Source organism: Gillisia sp. Hel1_33_143 (assembly GCF_900104765.1).
Taxonomy (GTDB): Bacteria; Bacteroidota; Bacteroidia; order Flavobacteriales; family Flavobacteriaceae; genus Gillisia.
The window spans coordinates 1,859,471-1,876,993 of sequence record NZ_LT629737.1; the positions used below are offsets into that span (position 1 = coordinate 1,859,471).

At 32.1% G+C, this 17,523-nt stretch carries 15 protein-coding genes; 12 read left to right on the plus strand and 3 right to left on the minus strand.

The window, feature by feature from the left end; translation table 11 throughout:
- Positions 1-34: 34 nt before the first annotated feature.
- Positions 35-1,900: an ABC-F family ATP-binding cassette domain-containing protein gene (locus tag BLT84_RS08540; protein WP_091264518.1), complete on the minus strand. Its 1,866-nt coding sequence runs from the start codon at positions 1,898-1,900 to the stop codon at positions 35-37.
- A gap of 224 nt (positions 1,901-2,124) precedes the next feature.
- Between BLT84_RS08540 and BLT84_RS08545 the strand changes: the two genes are divergently transcribed.
- Positions 2,125-2,913 carry a polysaccharide biosynthesis/export family protein gene (locus tag BLT84_RS08545; protein ID WP_091264522.1) on the plus strand — a complete coding sequence of 263 codons (789 nt, stop codon included), beginning with the start codon at positions 2,125-2,127 and terminating at the stop codon, positions 2,911-2,913.
- Between the two features lie 3 nt (positions 2,914-2,916).
- Positions 2,917-5,385, plus strand: a complete 2,469-nt coding sequence (locus BLT84_RS08550) for a polysaccharide biosynthesis tyrosine autokinase (RefSeq protein WP_091264526.1) — start codon at positions 2,917-2,919, stop codon at positions 5,383-5,385.
- Between the two features lie 6 nt (positions 5,386-5,391).
- Here the strand turns inward: BLT84_RS08550 and BLT84_RS08555 are convergent, their stop codons facing one another.
- Both BLT84_RS08555 and BLT84_RS08560 read right to left on the minus strand, forming a co-directional pair.
- A complete protein-coding gene (locus BLT84_RS08555) occupies positions 5,392-6,156 on the minus strand; it encodes a hypothetical protein (protein WP_157717915.1) in 765 nt (254 codons plus the stop codon).
- Positions 6,157-6,283: 127 nt separating this feature from the next.
- A complete protein-coding gene (locus BLT84_RS08560; protein ID WP_317039978.1) occupies positions 6,284-7,609 on the minus strand; it encodes an MBOAT family O-acyltransferase in 1,326 nt (441 codons plus the stop codon).
- Positions 7,610-7,855: 246 nt separating this feature from the next.
- Between BLT84_RS08560 and BLT84_RS08565 the strand changes: the two genes are divergently transcribed.
- The 10 genes from BLT84_RS08565 to BLT84_RS08610 all read left to right on the plus strand — a co-directional run bounded on the left by BLT84_RS08565 (position 7,856) and on the right by BLT84_RS08610 (position 17,523).
- The gene (locus BLT84_RS08565; RefSeq protein ID WP_091264541.1) at positions 7,856-8,716 is read left to right on the plus strand and encodes an ABC transporter permease; all 861 of its coding nucleotides are present in this window, start codon (positions 7,856-7,858) and stop codon (positions 8,714-8,716) included.
- A gap of 28 nt (positions 8,717-8,744) precedes the next feature.
- Positions 8,745-9,590 (plus strand): class I SAM-dependent methyltransferase, encoded by an 846-nt coding sequence (locus BLT84_RS08570; protein WP_091264544.1) that lies wholly within the window; start codon positions 8,745-8,747, stop codon positions 9,588-9,590.
- Positions 9,591-9,619: 29 nt separating this feature from the next.
- Positions 9,620-10,897: an ABC transporter ATP-binding protein gene (locus BLT84_RS08575; RefSeq protein WP_091264548.1), complete on the plus strand. Its 1,278-nt coding sequence runs from the start codon at positions 9,620-9,622 to the stop codon at positions 10,895-10,897.
- An 88-nt stretch (positions 10,898-10,985) separates the two neighbouring features.
- Positions 10,986-11,672, plus strand: a complete 687-nt coding sequence (locus tag BLT84_RS08580; protein WP_157717916.1) for an FkbM family methyltransferase — start codon at positions 10,986-10,988, stop codon at positions 11,670-11,672.
- Positions 11,673-11,719: 47 nt separating this feature from the next.
- Positions 11,720-12,832 (plus strand): GDP-mannose 4,6-dehydratase, encoded by a 1,113-nt coding sequence (gene gmd / locus BLT84_RS08585; RefSeq protein ID WP_091264553.1) that lies wholly within the window; start codon positions 11,720-11,722, stop codon positions 12,830-12,832.
- A 14-nt stretch (positions 12,833-12,846) separates the two neighbouring features.
- On the plus strand, positions 12,847-13,779 hold the full coding sequence (locus BLT84_RS08590; protein WP_091268141.1) for a GDP-L-fucose synthase family protein: 933 nt from the start codon (positions 12,847-12,849) through the stop codon (positions 13,777-13,779).
- Complete coding sequence (locus BLT84_RS08595) at positions 13,751-14,548, plus strand: glycosyltransferase family 2 protein (RefSeq protein WP_091264556.1); 798 nt, start codon at positions 13,751-13,753, stop codon at positions 14,546-14,548. Before BLT84_RS08590 ends, BLT84_RS08595 begins: the two co-directional genes overlap by 29 nt.
- Before the next feature lie 30 nt (positions 14,549-14,578).
- Positions 14,579-15,535: a glycosyltransferase family 2 protein gene (locus BLT84_RS08600; protein WP_157717917.1), complete on the plus strand. Its 957-nt coding sequence runs from the start codon at positions 14,579-14,581 to the stop codon at positions 15,533-15,535.
- Positions 15,536-15,537: 2 nt separating this feature from the next.
- Entirely contained in the window at positions 15,538-16,461 is a 924-nt protein-coding gene (locus BLT84_RS08605; RefSeq protein WP_157717918.1) for a glycosyltransferase family 2 protein, read from the plus strand.
- Between the two features lie 39 nt (positions 16,462-16,500).
- The gene (locus tag BLT84_RS08610) at positions 16,501-17,523 is read left to right on the plus strand and encodes a glycosyltransferase family 2 protein (protein WP_091264567.1); all 1,023 of its coding nucleotides are present in this window, start codon (positions 16,501-16,503) and stop codon (positions 17,521-17,523) included.

Consider the following 17,523-nt stretch of genomic DNA (forward strand, 5'->3'; position numbering starts at 1 on the left):
TAGAAATAATTGAGTTGTAAATTCTCACTTCTCACTACTCTTTCTCACCCAATTCAAAATAGCGTTCGGTCTTTGTCTCAATTTCATCTAAAACTTTTTGAAGCTCTAAAGAGGTTTTGTCTATTTCTTCTCCAGACAATTCTTCCAGAAATTTTGCCTGAATCTTTTCTTTCTGCTTCTCTAAATTCGGAATCTCTTTTTCTAATTTTTTAAATTCTTTCTGCTCATTATATGTCAATCTAGAATTTTCATTATTAGATTTCTTTTGAGATGTGGTTTCCTTAGCAACCTCTGTAGATTTATTATTTGGAGTTGAAGCTTCTAAAGCTTCATATTCTCTATAATCTGAATAATTTCCAGGGAAATCTTGAACCTCAGCATTTCCTTTAAATACAAATAGGTGATCTACGATCTTGTCCATAAAATACCTATCGTGAGTAACTACCACCAAGCAGCCAGGAAAATCAAGTAAAAAATTCTCTAATACATTTAAAGTAACAATATCCAGATCGTTGGTTGGCTCATCCAAAATTAGGAAATTTGGGTTCTGAATAAGAATGGTACATAAATAAAGACGCTTTCGCTCACCACCACTTAATTTTTCTACAAAATCATATTGCTTTTTTCTGTCGAATAAAAAGCGTTCCAGCAATTGTTGCGCAGAGATCTGACGTCCTTTTTGAAGCGGAATAAAATCTCCAAATTCTCTAATAACGTCTATAACCTTTTGCCCGGGCTTGCTTTCAATTCCACCCTGCGTATAATATCCAAATTTAATGGTATCTCCAATGATCACTTTTCCGGAATCTGGTTTGATGTTTCCGGTAAGCATATTCAAAAAAGTAGATTTTCCGGTTCCATTTTTTCCAATGATACCAATACGTTCTCCTTTTTGAAAATTATATTCAAATTTATCTAGCAGTTGTTTGCCTTCATAGCTTTTTGAGATCTTATGAATTTCAACGATCTTGCTTCCCAATCGCTCCATATTGATCTCCAGTTGCACCTGATGATCTTTTCTTCTTTTAGATGCTCTTTCTTTAATATCATGAAAATCATCTATTCTAGATTTAGACTTTGTGGTACGGGCCTTTGGCTGACGGCGCATCCAGTCTAATTCTTTTTTGAAGAGTTGTTTTGCCTTATCTGTATTGGTTTGATCTAGCTCTATTCTAGCATCTTTTTTATCTAGATAGTAAGAATAGTTTCCTTTATAAGTATAGAGAACACCATCTTCTAACTCTACTATTTCGTTACATACACGTTCTAAAAAATACCTATCGTGCGTAACCATAAATATGGTAAAGTTCTCTTTTTTGAAATATTCTTCCAGCCATTCGATCATATCAAGATCTAAATGGTTGGTAGGTTCATCCATTATTATAAAGTCGGGCTTATGCAAAAGCATATTGGCAAGAGCCAAACGTTTTTTCTGTCCTCCAGAAAGATCACCTACTTTTTTATTTAGTTCCTCCAGTTTTAGTTTGAAAAGGATCTGCTTATACTGAGATTCAAAATCCCAGGCTTGAAGCATATCCATTTCTTCAAAAGCTTTTTGATAAGCTTCAGCATCATCTGGGTTTTCGAGTGCCTTTTCATATCTGGCAATCACTCTTAATGTTTCATTATCTGCAGCAAAGATGGTCTCTTCTACAGTTAGATTTGGGTCTAGATCTGGTTCTTGAGCTAAGAATGCTGAAGTGATATCTTTTCTGTAAACTACTCTACCATCATCTGGAGTATCGGTACCGGCTAGAATATGTAGCAATGTAGTTTTTCCTGATCCGTTCTTGGCCACGAATCCTACTTTTTGCCCCTCATTTATTCCGAAGGAAATGTTTGAGAACAACTTATGCTCCCCAAAAGATTTAGCTATATTTTCAACCGATAGATAATTCACAGATAATTTTTTTGCAAAAATACTCAGAATTTACCGGGTTCAAAGTAGATTAGTTTTATTATTAGCTTACATCTGTTATATTTGTTTGGGTTAGCATGTGCGAAGATCGAAAAACACTATCTTGCCACCATATTTGTTGAGATTTGGGGTCTATTAGTGATATATTCTCTGAAATTCAAAAAGTATAATACCCCCATAAAACCGAACTTATTTATATCCCCTCTATGAGATATATATTAATAATTTGCTTTTTAGTTATAGGACTTGGTTTTACCTCCTGTGTTCCTACTAAGAAAATAACTTATTTGCAGCCTAATGAGAAGGTAGTAAATAGTATTATTGAAATACATAAATTAAATAAACCCTATAGAGTACAGATTAACGATCTGTTGAGTATTAGAGTAAAGGCATTAGATCAGGAACTGGTGGGGATGTTTAATCCAATAGATGAAAATAATCTGAGCGCTACGGGTGAGGAGCGATTGTATTATGATGGTTTTTCTGTAGATCAGCATGGAAATATAAGAGTGCCAACTTTAGGAGAGATCAACGTTCTTGGCTTTACCGTAGAGGAGATACGAAACAAAATAGAAGCAGAGCTTTTAGATAAATATTTTAAAAGTGAAGCCAATATTTTTGTAACTGTAAAATTAGCAGGAATTAGATATACTACGTTGGGTGAGATTGGATCTGGAAGCCAGGTTATCTATAAAGAGCAAGTAAATATTATGGAAGCCGTAGCTCAGGCAGGTGGTATTACTGAATATGGTGACATGACAGATGTAAGAATCATAAGGCAGACTCCTGCTGGTGAGGAAATTCATAGTATAGACCTTACCAGAATTAAAGCTACTCAAAGTCCATATTATTACATTCAGCCTAACGATCTTATTCTAGTAAATCCATTACCTCAAAAAGCTTTAGGGGTAGGTACCACAGGCTTAGGGAATTTAAGAGATATTATAAGTGTGATCACCTTGTTAACCTCTGTAATATTAATTGTTACCAGATAATTTATGGCGCACGAAGAAGATCATATCTCAGATGTAGGTTCCACCTTCGATTTTAAAGGCTTTGTACTTAAAATTATAAGTTATTGGCAATTGTTGGTGATCTCTATTGCTATAAGTTTAGGAGTAGCCTATTATAACAACGTTCGGAAATTACCGGTATATCAACTCGGTAACTCGATCTCTATTAAAGATGATCAAAATCCATTTTTCACCTCTAATACCAGTTTAACCTTTAACTGGGGAGGAACATCAGATAAAGTGAACACCGCAGTTACCATTTTAAAATCTCGTTCTCATAATGAAGAGGTTGTAGAGCGCCTTCAGTATTATATGGATTATTTGGTAGATGGCGAATACCAGCGAATTGACGCCTATGGTACTACACCATTTAAGGTAAAGGTAGATACTTCAAAAGCTCAGGCTTTAGGCTTAGTAATTAAATTAAAAATGGTAGATGCTACTAGTTTTAACTTAAGTGCTACGCTTCCTGCCTCAGTAACCGGGCAGAATTACGCCACTAAAGAAAAGGAGAGTATAGATCTTCAGGCTCAAGAATTCAGTAAAAATTATGGTTTTGGAGAATCTATAGACCTTCCATTTTTTAGCGGAACTCTACAAAGAACTGAGCAACCTTTGCAAGCAGGAAAGGAGTTTTATATTCGCTTCTTAAATTTTGATTCTGCGGTAGGGAAATATAGATCTGTTTCTGTTAACCCAGACGGACAAGGCGCATCGGTTTTAAATTTGAGTCAGGTTGGTGGCAATAAAGCTCGAATTGTAGATTATTTAAATGGTACGGTAGCGGTGCTTAGTGAAAATATGCTGGAGCGAAAGAATCTCTTTGCTACTAAAACTATTCGATTTATAGATAGTAGTTTGGCTGTAAAGTCTCGTGAGCTACAAACTGTAGAAGATGAATTAAATCTATTTCGGAATCAGAATTCTATTTTAGATATTTCTGCGGAAGGGTCTGATCTTTCAAACAAGCTATCTACACTAGATGTAGAAAAAGAACAAATAAGAAGACAATTAGCTTATTACAATACGTTACAAACCTATCTTCAAACAAAAAATGATTATTCAAATGTTCCAGCTCCATCAGTAGCAGGTATTAATGAAGGTAGCATCTCGAGTGGAGTAGGGAAAATAATTGCACTAGCAGAAGAGCGAAGTAATTATCAATATACTTTAAAAGAGAACTCGCCGGTATTTGATGATATAGATAGACAAATCAACTCTATTAAATCTATTTTATTAGAGAACATAAGTTCTTCTAAAGGCTTATTACAAGATCAAATAAATAGCATAAATAGAAAAATTTCTGAGGCTGAAACCGAGATAAAGAAATTACCAAAAGATCAGCAAGACCTTTTGAAGATCCAAAGGAAGTATAGTTTGAGTGAAAAGACATACAATCTTTTCTTAGAAAAAAGGAGTGAAGCTGGTCTGGTAAAAGCGGCAAATGTGAGCGATGTAATGGTAATAGATAATGCCAAAGACATAGGAGGGGGGAAAATTGGGCCCAATACCGAGCTTAATTACGTAATGGCCTTATTAATAGGGGGAGTAATCCCTTTGGTTTTTGTTTTCTTGATCGTATTTCTAAATACCAATATTCATAATGCTCAAGAGGTTAGCAGAATGTCCCCAATTCCCATATTAGGATTAATTGGTAAAAATAAGTCTGATGATAATCTGGTAGTTTTCAACAAACCTAAATCTGCCATTGCAGAAAGTTTTAGAGGATTGAGAAGTAGTCTGCAATTCATGTATAAAAAGCAAGGAGTTGTAGGGTCTAAAACGGTGTTGATCACTTCTTCGGTTTCCGGAGAAGGAAAAACCTTTTGCGCAATGAACTTAGCTACCGTTTTTGCTTTGAGTGAACGGAAAACAGTATTAGTAGGTCTCGATTTGCGTAAACCTAAGATCTTCGATGATTTTGAATTGAAGAATGAGGAAGGGATCGTGAATTATTTAATAGGAGAGGCAACAATAGATCAAATTATACAAGAGAGTAAAATTCCACATTTAGATGTTATAACAGCAGGGCCTATTCCTCCCAATCCTTCAGAGTTATTAATGGCAGATCAAATGGAAACTCTAATGGAAGATCTGAAAACTAGATATGATTATATAATTCTTGATACTCCTCCAATTGGAATTGTAGCAGATGCCATGAATCTTGTAAAATATGCAGATGCATCACTCTTTCTAATTCGTCAGGATTATACTAAGAGAGGCATGTTGGAGTCGATTAATGAGAAATACGAAAAAGGAGAATTAAAGAATATAAGTTTTGTCTTAAACTACTTCCAACACCGTGCTAAATATGGATACGGGTATGGTTACGGATATGGATACGGCTATGGGTATGGGTATTCTTATAATAAATACAATGCCTATGGGGAGTCTCCTAAGGGTGTTAGGACATTAAGGAAGATTTGGAGAAATGCTATGAAGAATTTTGAATAGATAATATTAATTATTCATTTTTAAAATATCCTTAGCTATAATTTTACTAAATTCTGTGGCACCTACATCATTTAAATGGCTGCAATTATAAAAATATTGATCTTGATAGGGGCATACATGCGAGTAATCTAAAAAACTTGGAAGTTTGCTTTTTAATTTTTTCGAATAATCTAAGTTCTTAGTATTTGGACAAAATGGAGCCATAAAATAGATTATAGATAAGTTGTTCTTTTTAGCGAAAGTATTAATTTTATTGATATTGGTGTTTTTACTTATAATATGATCTGGTAAAGTGGAAGATAATTTTTGACTAGTATTACCATATTTTGGGAAGTATCCATTTTTAAGATCTATTCTGTTTTTTTTACCACTAATTGAATTAAAGAATTCTCTAAAGCCAATTTTGTAATCATATTTCAGGTATCGATAAAATGGGATATATTTTAGTTGAAAGTATTCAGGATCACTTTCTTTTATAATCTCAGAGATCACTTTATTGTTGAAAAAAGGCATGAATTCACTTTTCAGAATTTCCGAGTTACCATCTATATTATACACGTAATCTACTTGTATAAAAATTTGTTTGGAATGTATGTTTCTATCATGCAACAGCTTTAAGATAATTAGATAGTCGTCTGTTTTTGCGCCTTGAAATCCTAAGTTTATAGCACTATTTCCAGTAATGGATGAAATGATATCTGCGTTTACGGTGTTGTCTACTCTTGAAGATCCAATAAATATATAATCTATAGTATCATTTTCACTTTGCATTAAGTAAGAGATTTTATTTCTTGGTGTTCCGTGGTGATAACCATATGTGTAGATAAAATCTAACAAATAAAGACTCAAAATAATAATAAACAGGATGGATAATATATACGATAGGAATTTTTTCATTTTAAAATTGAAAATAAATGAAAGTGGAATGATCTGAAAATACTCCAAAAAGTAGGATCATCCATATAATTGAAATGGTTTTTAAAAGTTCAAGTTTTCCGCTTAATGGTTGTTCCTTAGATTTATTGGACCATTCAATGACTATAAAAATTAAGATTAATAGAACCATTTCTACACTATACCTTTCTATATTTAAATATTCTATTTTAAAGGAATGATTGTTTATTATTTTATTTAAATATTTAAAACTGTCGGAGATCGTTGATGATCTAAAAAACACCCACGCAATACAGGTAATAAAAAAAGTAAATAAAATTCTAATGAGGTCTCCAAATTTATTTGCAGTATGCTCTTTTACTTTAACCATTGAATTTGTTTTTGACTTTTTAAATAAAATAGGAGCAAAAAATATAGCATGAAGACCACCCCATGCTATAAAAGTCCAGTTTGCGCCATGCCAAAATCCACTCACAAGAAAAATGATAAATATGTTTCTTAATTGCTGAAGCTTACTTCCTCTGGAACCTCCTAATGGAATATATAGGTAATCTCTGAACCAGGTAGATAAAGAAATGTGCCATCTCCTCCAGAATTCAATAATGTTTTTTGAAAAATAAGGGTAATTGAAGTTTCTCATTAAATCAAATCCAAGCAATCTAGCCGTTCCTATGGCAATATTTGAATAGCCTGCAAAATCACAATAGATCTGAAATGCAAAGTAAAATGCGCCAAGCAATAAACTTAAACTATTGAGACTTTCATAAGAATTGAAAATTGCGTTAACGAAGGTTGCACAATTATCTGCAATCACCATTTTCTGAAAAAGTCCCCAAATAATTAATTGTATCCCGCTTTTGGCATTATTAAGATTAAACTTTCTAGAATTAATAAATTGCGGCAATAAATGTTTAGCCCTTTCTATGGGGCCTGCAACCAATTGTGGAAAAAAGGAGACATAAGTAGCAAATATTATAAAGTTATAGGTGGGCTTTATTTCATTTCTATAAACATCTATAGTATAGCTAAGGGTTTGAAAAGTATAAAAGGAGATTCCTACCGGGAGTATAATTTGTAAGGTGTTATAATCTGAAGATAGTCCAATAGAGTTACCGAGTTCTATAAAGCTCTCTATAAAAAAGTTTAGATATTTGAAATATCCCAATAACAATAAGTTGCAGGCTACACTGGAAAAGAGTAATACCTTTCTCCACTTTTTAATCTCATTTTTGTAAATCGCAATAGCAATAGAATAATCTACCAATGTACTTCCGGCTATGAGTAAAAGAAACTTATAATCCCACCATCCATAGAAAAAATAACTAGCCACTAATAATAGTATATTTTGATAGCTTACTTTTTTGAATACAAACCAATAAAGGATAAAAATAACTGGAAGAAAAAGTAAGAATGGAATAGAATTAAAAATCATTATGGCTAATAGGTGAATATTCTATTTGAAATCATGGGTTGATAAAATTTAATGAGATAAATTTGCTCAAAGAGAGTACAGCTGCAATTTATTAATATCTTTATTAGTATTAGACAGTTTAATAGAAATATTAAAATCCCCATCTTGAAAGAAATAAATTCGGACTGGCTTTACGAGATCACGCCTAAACATAAATTATTTGACCTTAACTTTAAAGAAATTTGGCGTTATAAAGATCTTTTATTTCTTTTTGTAAAGCGCGATATAGTAACGGTTTATAAGCAAACTGTGTTAGGGCCATTATGGTATTTTATTCAACCACTTTTCACCTCGATAACTTTTACATTGGTTTTTAATAATATCGCGAATATTCAAACAGGAGTGGTTCCTGCTTTTCTATTTAATTTAACAGGGATAACTGCTTGGAATTATTTTAGTCAATGTCTAACAGGTACTTCGAATACCTTTGTAAGTAATAAAGGCTTGTTTGGCAAGGTATATTTTCCAAGATTTATAATGCCTTTAAGCACCACATTTTCAAACTTACTAAAGCTAGGGATTCAACTCTGTATCTTGATTTTCTTTTATATCTATTTTGTCATTAAAGGAACAGCTATATCTCCCAATTTAAATTTATTACTATTTCCTATATATGTTATAATGATTGCATTATTGGGATTGGGAGCCGGAATGATAATTTCCGCATTTACTACTAAATATAGAGATTTGTCGGTTTTAGTAGGTTTCGCAGTAAGTTTATTGATGTATATTTCTGCAGTTCCATACCCTTTAAGCGAAGTGCAAAAAGGCCAGCCAAAGTATGCTTGGATTGTAGAATATAATCCATTAACACAGATCGTTGAAGGTTTTAGATTTATGATACTGGACTATGGTGTTTTTACTTGGTGGGGATTCTTTTATGCATTAATAATATCGATAGTACTTTTTCTTATAGGTTTGATCATTTTTAACCGTACTGAAAAAACATTCATAGATACCGTTTAAAGGATGATATCAAATAGAGCTCTAAATTATGGATGATAATCAAAAGAAGAATATCGATTTTTACGATCAGAAATATCAATTTTTAGATTCTGAAGTAAATGGTATTCTTAAAAGACTTAATAAACTGGATGTTTTTTTAGCAGATGCCACTGCTACAGATACCAGTTGGGTGGGTTTATATCATGATGATTTTCAGAATAAGATAGTTGGTAAAAAAGTTTTAGAACTTGGATGTGGAGATTGTGCAAATGCCGCTATCATGGCTGCATTGGGAGCAGAGGTATATGCAAATGATATTTCTTCCAAGAGTGGGGAGATCATTGCAAAAGTGAATGAGTTATACAAATTTACTCATCCAATAGTATTTATTGAAGGAGATTTCTTGACTGCAGATTTTAAAGAAAAAGACTTTGACTTTGTTGTGGGGAAAGCATTTTTACATCATCTTACTCATGATATAGAGCGCAAATTCTTTAATAAAATATGTGAATTATTGGCTCCTACCGGGGAATCTCGGTTTTTTGAACCTGCGGTAAATAGTAGAATTTTAGATGAGATTAGATGGCATATTCCTGTTCCAGGAAGACCTTCAAAATTTTCAAAAGAAGCTTTTAAAATCTGGAAAGCTAATGATCCTCACCCAGAGAGAGATAACAGTAGTAAACATTTTAAAAGATTAGGTGCTAAATATTTTCAAGATGTTCAAATTATTAGCCTTGGAACACTTGAAAGATTTCATAGATTACTTCCTGCTAGTTATAATCAAAGGTCATTTAGGAAGAAGGCATTTGTTTGGGAAAGAAAACTTCCTTCTTCTTTAAATAGAATATTTGCTAGAAGTCAGGTTATTATTTATAAAAACGCCAAACATTAATTGTAATATTAGTATTAAATCCATCCTGAATGTCTATTATATTAAAAGCTGAAAACATTTCAAAACAATACCGTCTAGGAACTGTTGGTACAGGCACTTTAAGTCACGATCTTAATAGATGGTGGCATAGTATAAGAGGCAAGGAAGATCCTTATTTAAAAATTGGAGGAGTTAATGATAGAAGTCTTAAAGCATCAGAAGATTATGTTTGGGCGTTAAAAGACATTAATTTTGAAGTGAACCAAGGAGAAGTTCTTGGTATTATAGGTAAAAATGGAGCGGGTAAATCTACGCTCTTAAAAATTCTCTCCAGAGTTACTGCGCCTTCAACCGGAATTATAAAGACAAAAGGACGCATAGCTTCTTTATTAGAGGTGGGTACTGGTTTTCATCCGGAATTAACCGGAAGAGAGAATATTTATTTAAATGGAGCTATTCTAGGTATGACCAAGTCTGAAATTACAACTAAACTAGATGAGATTATAGATTTTTCCGGTTGCGAAATGTATATAGATACCCCAGTGAAACGTTATAGTAGTGGGATGACAGTGAGACTTGGATTTGCCGTTGCAGCGCATTTAGAGCCGGAAATATTAGTAGTAGATGAAGTTTTAGCTGTGGGTGATGCTGAATTTCAGAAAAAAGCGATTGGAAAGATGAAAGATTTATCAAAAGGGCAGGGTAGAACAGTAATTTTTGTTAGTCATAATATGGATGCTGTAAAAAGTTTATGTTCTCGAGGAATAGTTTTAGGTAATGGAAATTTAATCTTCACTGGGAGTGCAAGGGATAGTGTTGAATATTATTTGAACAATTTTAAATCCATTTCCAAAAAAGAATGCCTATTAGATCATACTCATAGAAGAAATAATACCACCAACGAAGTTGAAATGGTGAAGATTACTAGTCATAATAATCTAGTAACTTTAGAAATTCCTTTAAATTTTAGTTTATCTGTTATAAAAAATATCCGTTCTGATGTTGAGGTATCTATAACAGGTACAGTTTTAAATATGAATGAACTAGAAATTGGCTCTTTCTTCACACCCTCTGTAAACATCACACAACATAATTCTGTTATTAATTTTATAATAGAAAATCATAATCTATCTCCCGGAGAATATTATTTAAATTTTTCAGTTGCTACGGGTAGTTTAGAAAACTCTAACTTTATCATTCTAGATCAAGCCTTTGAAGCCATAGGTTTTGAAATCTTAGATTCTTTTAATAATGGAGTATTTACAAAGTGGAGCAAAAGTTGGGGTGATATTCATTTTAAATCTGATATAAAGATTGATGAGATATAGAAATTTAAATAATTTGATTGGGTCTATTAGATTCAAATTAATAAAAACTCCAATTAAAAAGAGAAGGATACTACGTTTAATAAATAACTTGAAACCTGTAAAAACGGAAAAAGAGTTAATGAGATTGGGAGGTTCAGGAGACGGTGGATATCTTGTTCCAGATGATCTAAAAGGAATTCATGCCTGTTTTTCTCCTGGAGTTGGCAATTTGTCTAATTTCGAATTAGAATGTGCTAATCTGGGAATGAAAATTTTTATGGCAGATGGTTCGGTTGATAATCCAATTGAAGATGATAGGCGGTTTTTGTTTATAAAAAAATTTATCGGTAATTCTAGTAATGAGGGTTTTATAACATTAGAAGAGTGGATAAATTCTGTACAGCTAGAAGATACTTCAGATTTAATTTTACAAATGGATATAGAGGGACATGAGTATGATGTTCTAAATGCGACAACTGCAAAAACTTTAAATAAATTCAGGATTATTGTTATTGAATTTCATAGACTGCATTCTTTGTGGGATGATAAATTTTATCAAGAAGCATCAGCCTCATTTAGTAAGTTACTTCAAAATCATTATTGTGTCCATATTCATCCAAACAACTGTTGTGGAATAAAGGATGTTGGAGGATATCAAATTCCATCGGTGGCAGAATTTACCTTTATTAGAAAAGATCGAGTTAAAAGTGTGAAGAAAGTTCAATCTTTACCTCATATTCTGGATGAAGATAATACTGGGAATGAAAGCATTTCAATGCCGGACATTTGGTATTAAATCATCCTATGGGATTTATTTTGGATTAAAAGAAAATAATATTAGTTATGAAAACAGCTCTTATAACAGGTGTAACCGGACAAGATGGATCTTATTTAGCGGAATTATTACTTGCTAAAGGATATATGGTCCACGGTATTAAAAGAAGAAGTTCTTCATTTAATACAGATAGGATAGACCATTTATATCAGGATTTGCATGATAAGAATGTTAAATTTAAACTACATTATGGTGATCTTAGTGATGCTATGAATATAACTAGGATCATCCAGGAAGTTCAACCAGATGAAATATATAATCTGGGAGCAATGTCTCATGTAAAGGTAAGTTTTGATACTCCAGAATATACAGGTGATATAGATGGTCTAGGCACGCTGAGAATTTTGGAAGCAGTAAGACTACTAGGACTTTCCAAAAAAACAAAGATATATCAGGCTTCAACATCAGAGTTGTATGGGAAAGTAAAGCAAATACCACAGGATGAAAATACGCCGTTTTACCCGAGAAGTCCCTATGGAGTTGCAAAACTTTATGCCTACTGGATCACTGTTAATTATAGAGAAGCCTATGGAATGTTTGCTTGCAATGGTATCCTATTTAATCATGAATCTCCTGTAAGAGGAGAAACATTTGTTACTAGAAAGATCACCAGAGCTACGGCTAGAATAGCTATAAGTATGCAAGACACTTTATTTCTGGGTAATTTAGACGCGAAAAGAGATTGGGGCCATGCAAAAGACTATGTAGAAGCTATGTGGTTAATGCTACAGCAAGACCAACCTGAAGATTTTGTGATAGCAACGGGAGTCACCACTTCCGTAAGAGATTTTGTTAAAATGTCTTTTGCACAGGTTGGAGTTCATATTGTATTTAAAGGAAAAGGAATAGATGAAGTAGGTATTGTAGAACAAAGCGAGCATCCAGATTTTAAGATAGAGATCGGGAAAACAGTCATAAAAATTGATCCTAAATATTATAGACCTGCAGAAGTAGACATTTTAGTTGGAGATGCGTCAAAATGTAAGCGAAAATTAAATTGGAAACCTAAGTATAGTTTAGAAGAACTGGTAAAGGAAATGATGCTTACAGATCTTAAGAATTTTCAAAAAGAGAAATATCTTAAAGAAGGTGGTCATGACGTAATGAATTACCATGAGTAAGTAACTGCATAATGATGAAGAAAAATTCAAAAATATACATAGCTGGTCATTCCGGAATGGTAGGTTCTGCTTTAGTGAGACATTTAATGGAGAAGGGGTTTACCAACTTAATTTTTAGGACATCTCGCGAGTTAGATCTTACCAATCAGGCTGCTGTCGCAAAGTTCTTTAAGGAAGAATCTCCGGAATATGTTTTTCTGGCAGCTGCAAAAGTTGGAGGTATAGAAGCCAACAATACCCAAAGGGCCCAATTTCTTTATCAAAACTTGATGATCGAGAGCAATGTAATTCATCAGAGCTATCTTCATAATGTACAGAAACTTCTTTTTCTAGCCTCCTCCTGTATTTATCCAAAATCTTCCCCACAGCCTATATTGGAATCTTATTTACTTAATGGAGCTTTAGAATCTACAAATGAACCTTATGCTATCGCTAAAATTGCTGGAGTAAAATTGTGTGAGAATTATAATAGAGAATATGGATGCGATTTTATTTCTGTGATGCCAACAAATCTCTATGGTCCTAATGATAATTATGATCTTAAGAACTCTCATGTTCTTCCTGCATTACTCCGAAAATTCCATGAAGCTAAAATTCAAAATTTAAAGAGTGTAGAAATATGGGGAACTGGAACTCCTATGAGAGAATTTTTGCATGTAGATGATCTAGCAGAAGCTTGTATCTACTTGATGGATATTTATAAAGGTAACATAAGTGTGAATATTGGTACTGGAAAAGATATTTCTATTCATGATCTTGCGTTACTTATAAAGGAGATTCTAGGTTATCAAGGTAAATTGGTTTGGAAGAAAGAAAAACCAGATGGAACACCAAGAAAACTACTAGATGTGAGTTTGATACATAGCTTAGGATGGGAACATAAAATTCAACTTAGGCAAGGAATAGAACAAGTTTATCATGAAAAATTTACCAGTGCTCATGAGTAGACCTTTAATCTCTATTATTACAGTTAACTTCAATGATCTGGAAGGATTAAAGAGAACTTTTAAAAGTGTTTTTAATCAAACCTGGAAGGAATTTGAATATATTGTGATAGATGGAGGTTCTAATGATGGCAGTGCCGAATTAATTTCAAGTCAAGGATCCAGTATTAATTATTGGATTAGTGAACCTGATTCTGGCATATATAACGCCATGAATAAAGGAATAGGTGCTGCAAATGGTGAATATTTATTATTTCTTAATAGTGGCGATGAATTAATTAATTCTGAAATTTTAAGTAATAACTATTTTCAGTTGAAAGGGAAGGATGTTTATTATTATAACAAGAACATATATCAAGCTAGTAATAATTATATCCGGGATATGCCAAGTGAATTAACATTTTCATTTTTATACTCTGATTCTCTAGCACATCAATCAACTTTTATAAAAAAAACTTTATTTGAAGAAATTGGTCTTTATGATGAAAACCTAAAAATTGTTTCTGATTGGAAATTTTTTATTATCGCCTTCTATAAATTTAATGCTAGTTTTGAATATGTTAATAATATAATAACTGTATTTTATCTTGGTGGGGCTAGTTCAGATAAAGCATTGATGATGAAAGAAAGGTCGGAGGTTATTACTAGTGATTTTTCCAGAATTCATGAAGATTTTAAAAATTACAAAGCTCTTGAAAGGAAGCTTAATAAATTGAGATCTTCTCTTAAAATTAAAATCATGATTAATTTAGGATTACTAAATAAGTTTTAATAAAACTCAATTTTTTTAAAAATATAAATTTTGATTTTTAAAGTATCAGTTATTATTCCGGTATTCAATACTCAATTATATATTGAAAAGGCAATCTTATCTGCTTTAGATCAAAAGGAAGTTGCGGAAGTGATCGTGGTGGATGATGGAAGTACAGACGATACCTCTAAAATTCTTGCCAAACTTGAGAATGAAAATTCAAAAATTAGAACTTACAAACATTCTAATGGAGAAAATCGTGGTAGGGCATTTAGTAGAAATTTGGGAATTAAAATGGCTACCAGTTCATTTATAGCATTTTTAGATGCAGACGATTATTATTTAGAAAACAGATTCCAAAATGATGCAAGGTTATTTGCGGAAGATTATGGTATTGATGGGGTTTATAATGCAATTGGCGTCCACTTTTACAGAAATGCCTCGGAGGAGGAAAAGGAGCGATTAATGCTTACCACCATAAATTATAAAATTAAATCTAATGAATTATTTGATAAGATGTCTCCAAAAGGGGATGCTGGACATTTTCATGGTAATGGACTAACTGTGAAGCGTGAAATTTTTAAAAAGGTTGGTTATTTTGATAACAGACTGAAAGTTGCAGAAGACACGCATATGTGGATAAAAATGTCTTTAAAGGCTAAATTGATTGCCGGAATCTTAGATAGACCTGTAAGTATTCGTGGTGTGCATGATTCAAATGTTTTCCATTTATATTCAACCATACTTTATAAAAGGAATATGGCGTTAATGTTCAACTCTTTGTTAAAATGGGCCTATAGCAATCAATTAAAAATGTCTGTTTTAGAGTATTTTTATAAAAATTCTTATATCTATTTTAAATATCTCGGTGACGAGGAAAAGTTTAAACATTTTGTATTATTAAATTGGCTAGAATGCGCATTGAAATATCCAAAACTTCTAAAATTGAAATACTTTATTTATACCAATCCCTTAGTAACCTCTTATAGAAAAAGATTAAAGTCATAATATTGCAAGAACCATTAGTTTCTATAATCATTCCTACTTATAACCGAGCACATCTGCTAGGGGAAACTTTAGATTCTATATGCTCTCAAACTTATCATAATTGGGAATGTATTGTAGTAGATGATGGTTCTATAGATCACACCAAAGCATTGATAGATAGTTATATAAATAAAGATAAGAGGTTTCATTATTACCTCAGGCCTTCAAGTTTTCTTAAAGGTGCAAATTCTTGCAGGAACTACGGTTTTGATAAGTGTAATGGAAAATTTCTGAATTGGTTTGATAGTGATGATCTTATGCTGCCCGATAATCTTCAGCTAAAACTTGAAGCTTTAACGCCAGAACTCGACTTTGTAATTGCGAATAGTCTTAATTTTGATGAAGCCGGGAATAAATCCAGACCTTATTTTCTTGATCTCGATCTACTTATTACTCCAGAAAATTTTATAACCGGAAAAATTGGTTGGATAACAGACGATGCTTTGCTTAGAAAAGAAAGTATAAAAATTAGGTTTAATGAAAATTTGAGATCGGGGCAGGAGTACAACTTTTTTTCTCGCTATCTTTTTTATACTACTAAAGGGAAATACCTTAAAGAAGATCTTTGTTATAGAAGAATTCATAAGGAATCTATAAATCAATCTACATCTTTACAGCTATTAATAGATAATGAGATCTATTTGTTGCAGGATCTTGGTTACTTTGCAAGTTCAAAAATTATAAAAAGATCTTTAAAACGAATTATTCGATTTTCTTATGAGTCAAAGAAAAGTTCTTCTTTGAGACAGATTCAATTAAAAGTATTAAGAACACTAAGATCATATAAAAAATATAAGTCTATATGGTTTTATTCGAATTGGATTATTTTGAATGCAGTTTCTGGAAAAGGATATATTTTTATTAAAAAAGCAATCTCTAAACTATAAACTTCTTAGCATAAACAGTATTGCTTTTAATATAAGTTGATGAATCAAAATATAAAATCTTCATTGATCTCGATCATTTTGCCTGTTTATAATGGCGAGAATTATCTAGTTTCAGCAATTGAAAGCATACTCACCCAAACATATCAGAATTTTGAATTGATAATAGTTAATGATTGTTCTACAGACAAAAGTTTAGAAATATCAGAGAATTATCAAAAAAAAGATTCCAGAATTAAGATCATCTCCAATTCCACAAATAAAAAGTTACCTATTAGTTTAAATATAGGTCATAAATCTGCTGTAGGAAAATACATTACCTGGACGAGTCATGATAATCTATTAAAGAAAAATTTTCTAGAAGAATTATCCACGGTTATAGAACAAGAGAATGTAGATATTGTCTTTTCAAATTATGATATCATTCGGTCTGATAATTCTATTAAAAGAATTCAGGTTGCAGGTCCGGCAGAATATTTATTAATAGGAAATTATATTGGTGCTTCATTTCTATACAAAAAAGAGGTTTTTGAAGGTTTGAATGGTTATGACTCTGAACTTTTTTTGATTGAAGATTACGATTTCTGGATAAGAGCTTTAAACCAATATCGATTTTTTAATTTGGATAAAAACTTATATTCATACAGAATTCATGGAGAAAGTTTAACATCAAAAATCAATTTGGAGGAAGAGCATGGAAATTCATATACTAGTGCCATCTCTAAAATGTTGGAAGGAGTAGCGAAAGATCTTATGTGGAGCGAGGAGATGTTAAGCTTTATTAAGATGATCCATCTTAATAAAAGGGAGGTTTTAGAATATTATATAAGAAACAAAAAGATCATTGAATTAGATCTTAAGCAAATGGCAACTAAAAATTTAGACTTTAAGATACTAAAATTAGGACTGATAAAGAGCATAAGAATAATCTTGATCCAAAATAAAAGCGAACATAACCTTAAGAACTTAATGAAGATCTTAAAAAGTGAAAGATCTATATTATTAGAAAGCACTTTCAATAAAATAGAGACCCTGGGTTTAATTAAAAATTCATTATTCCACTGA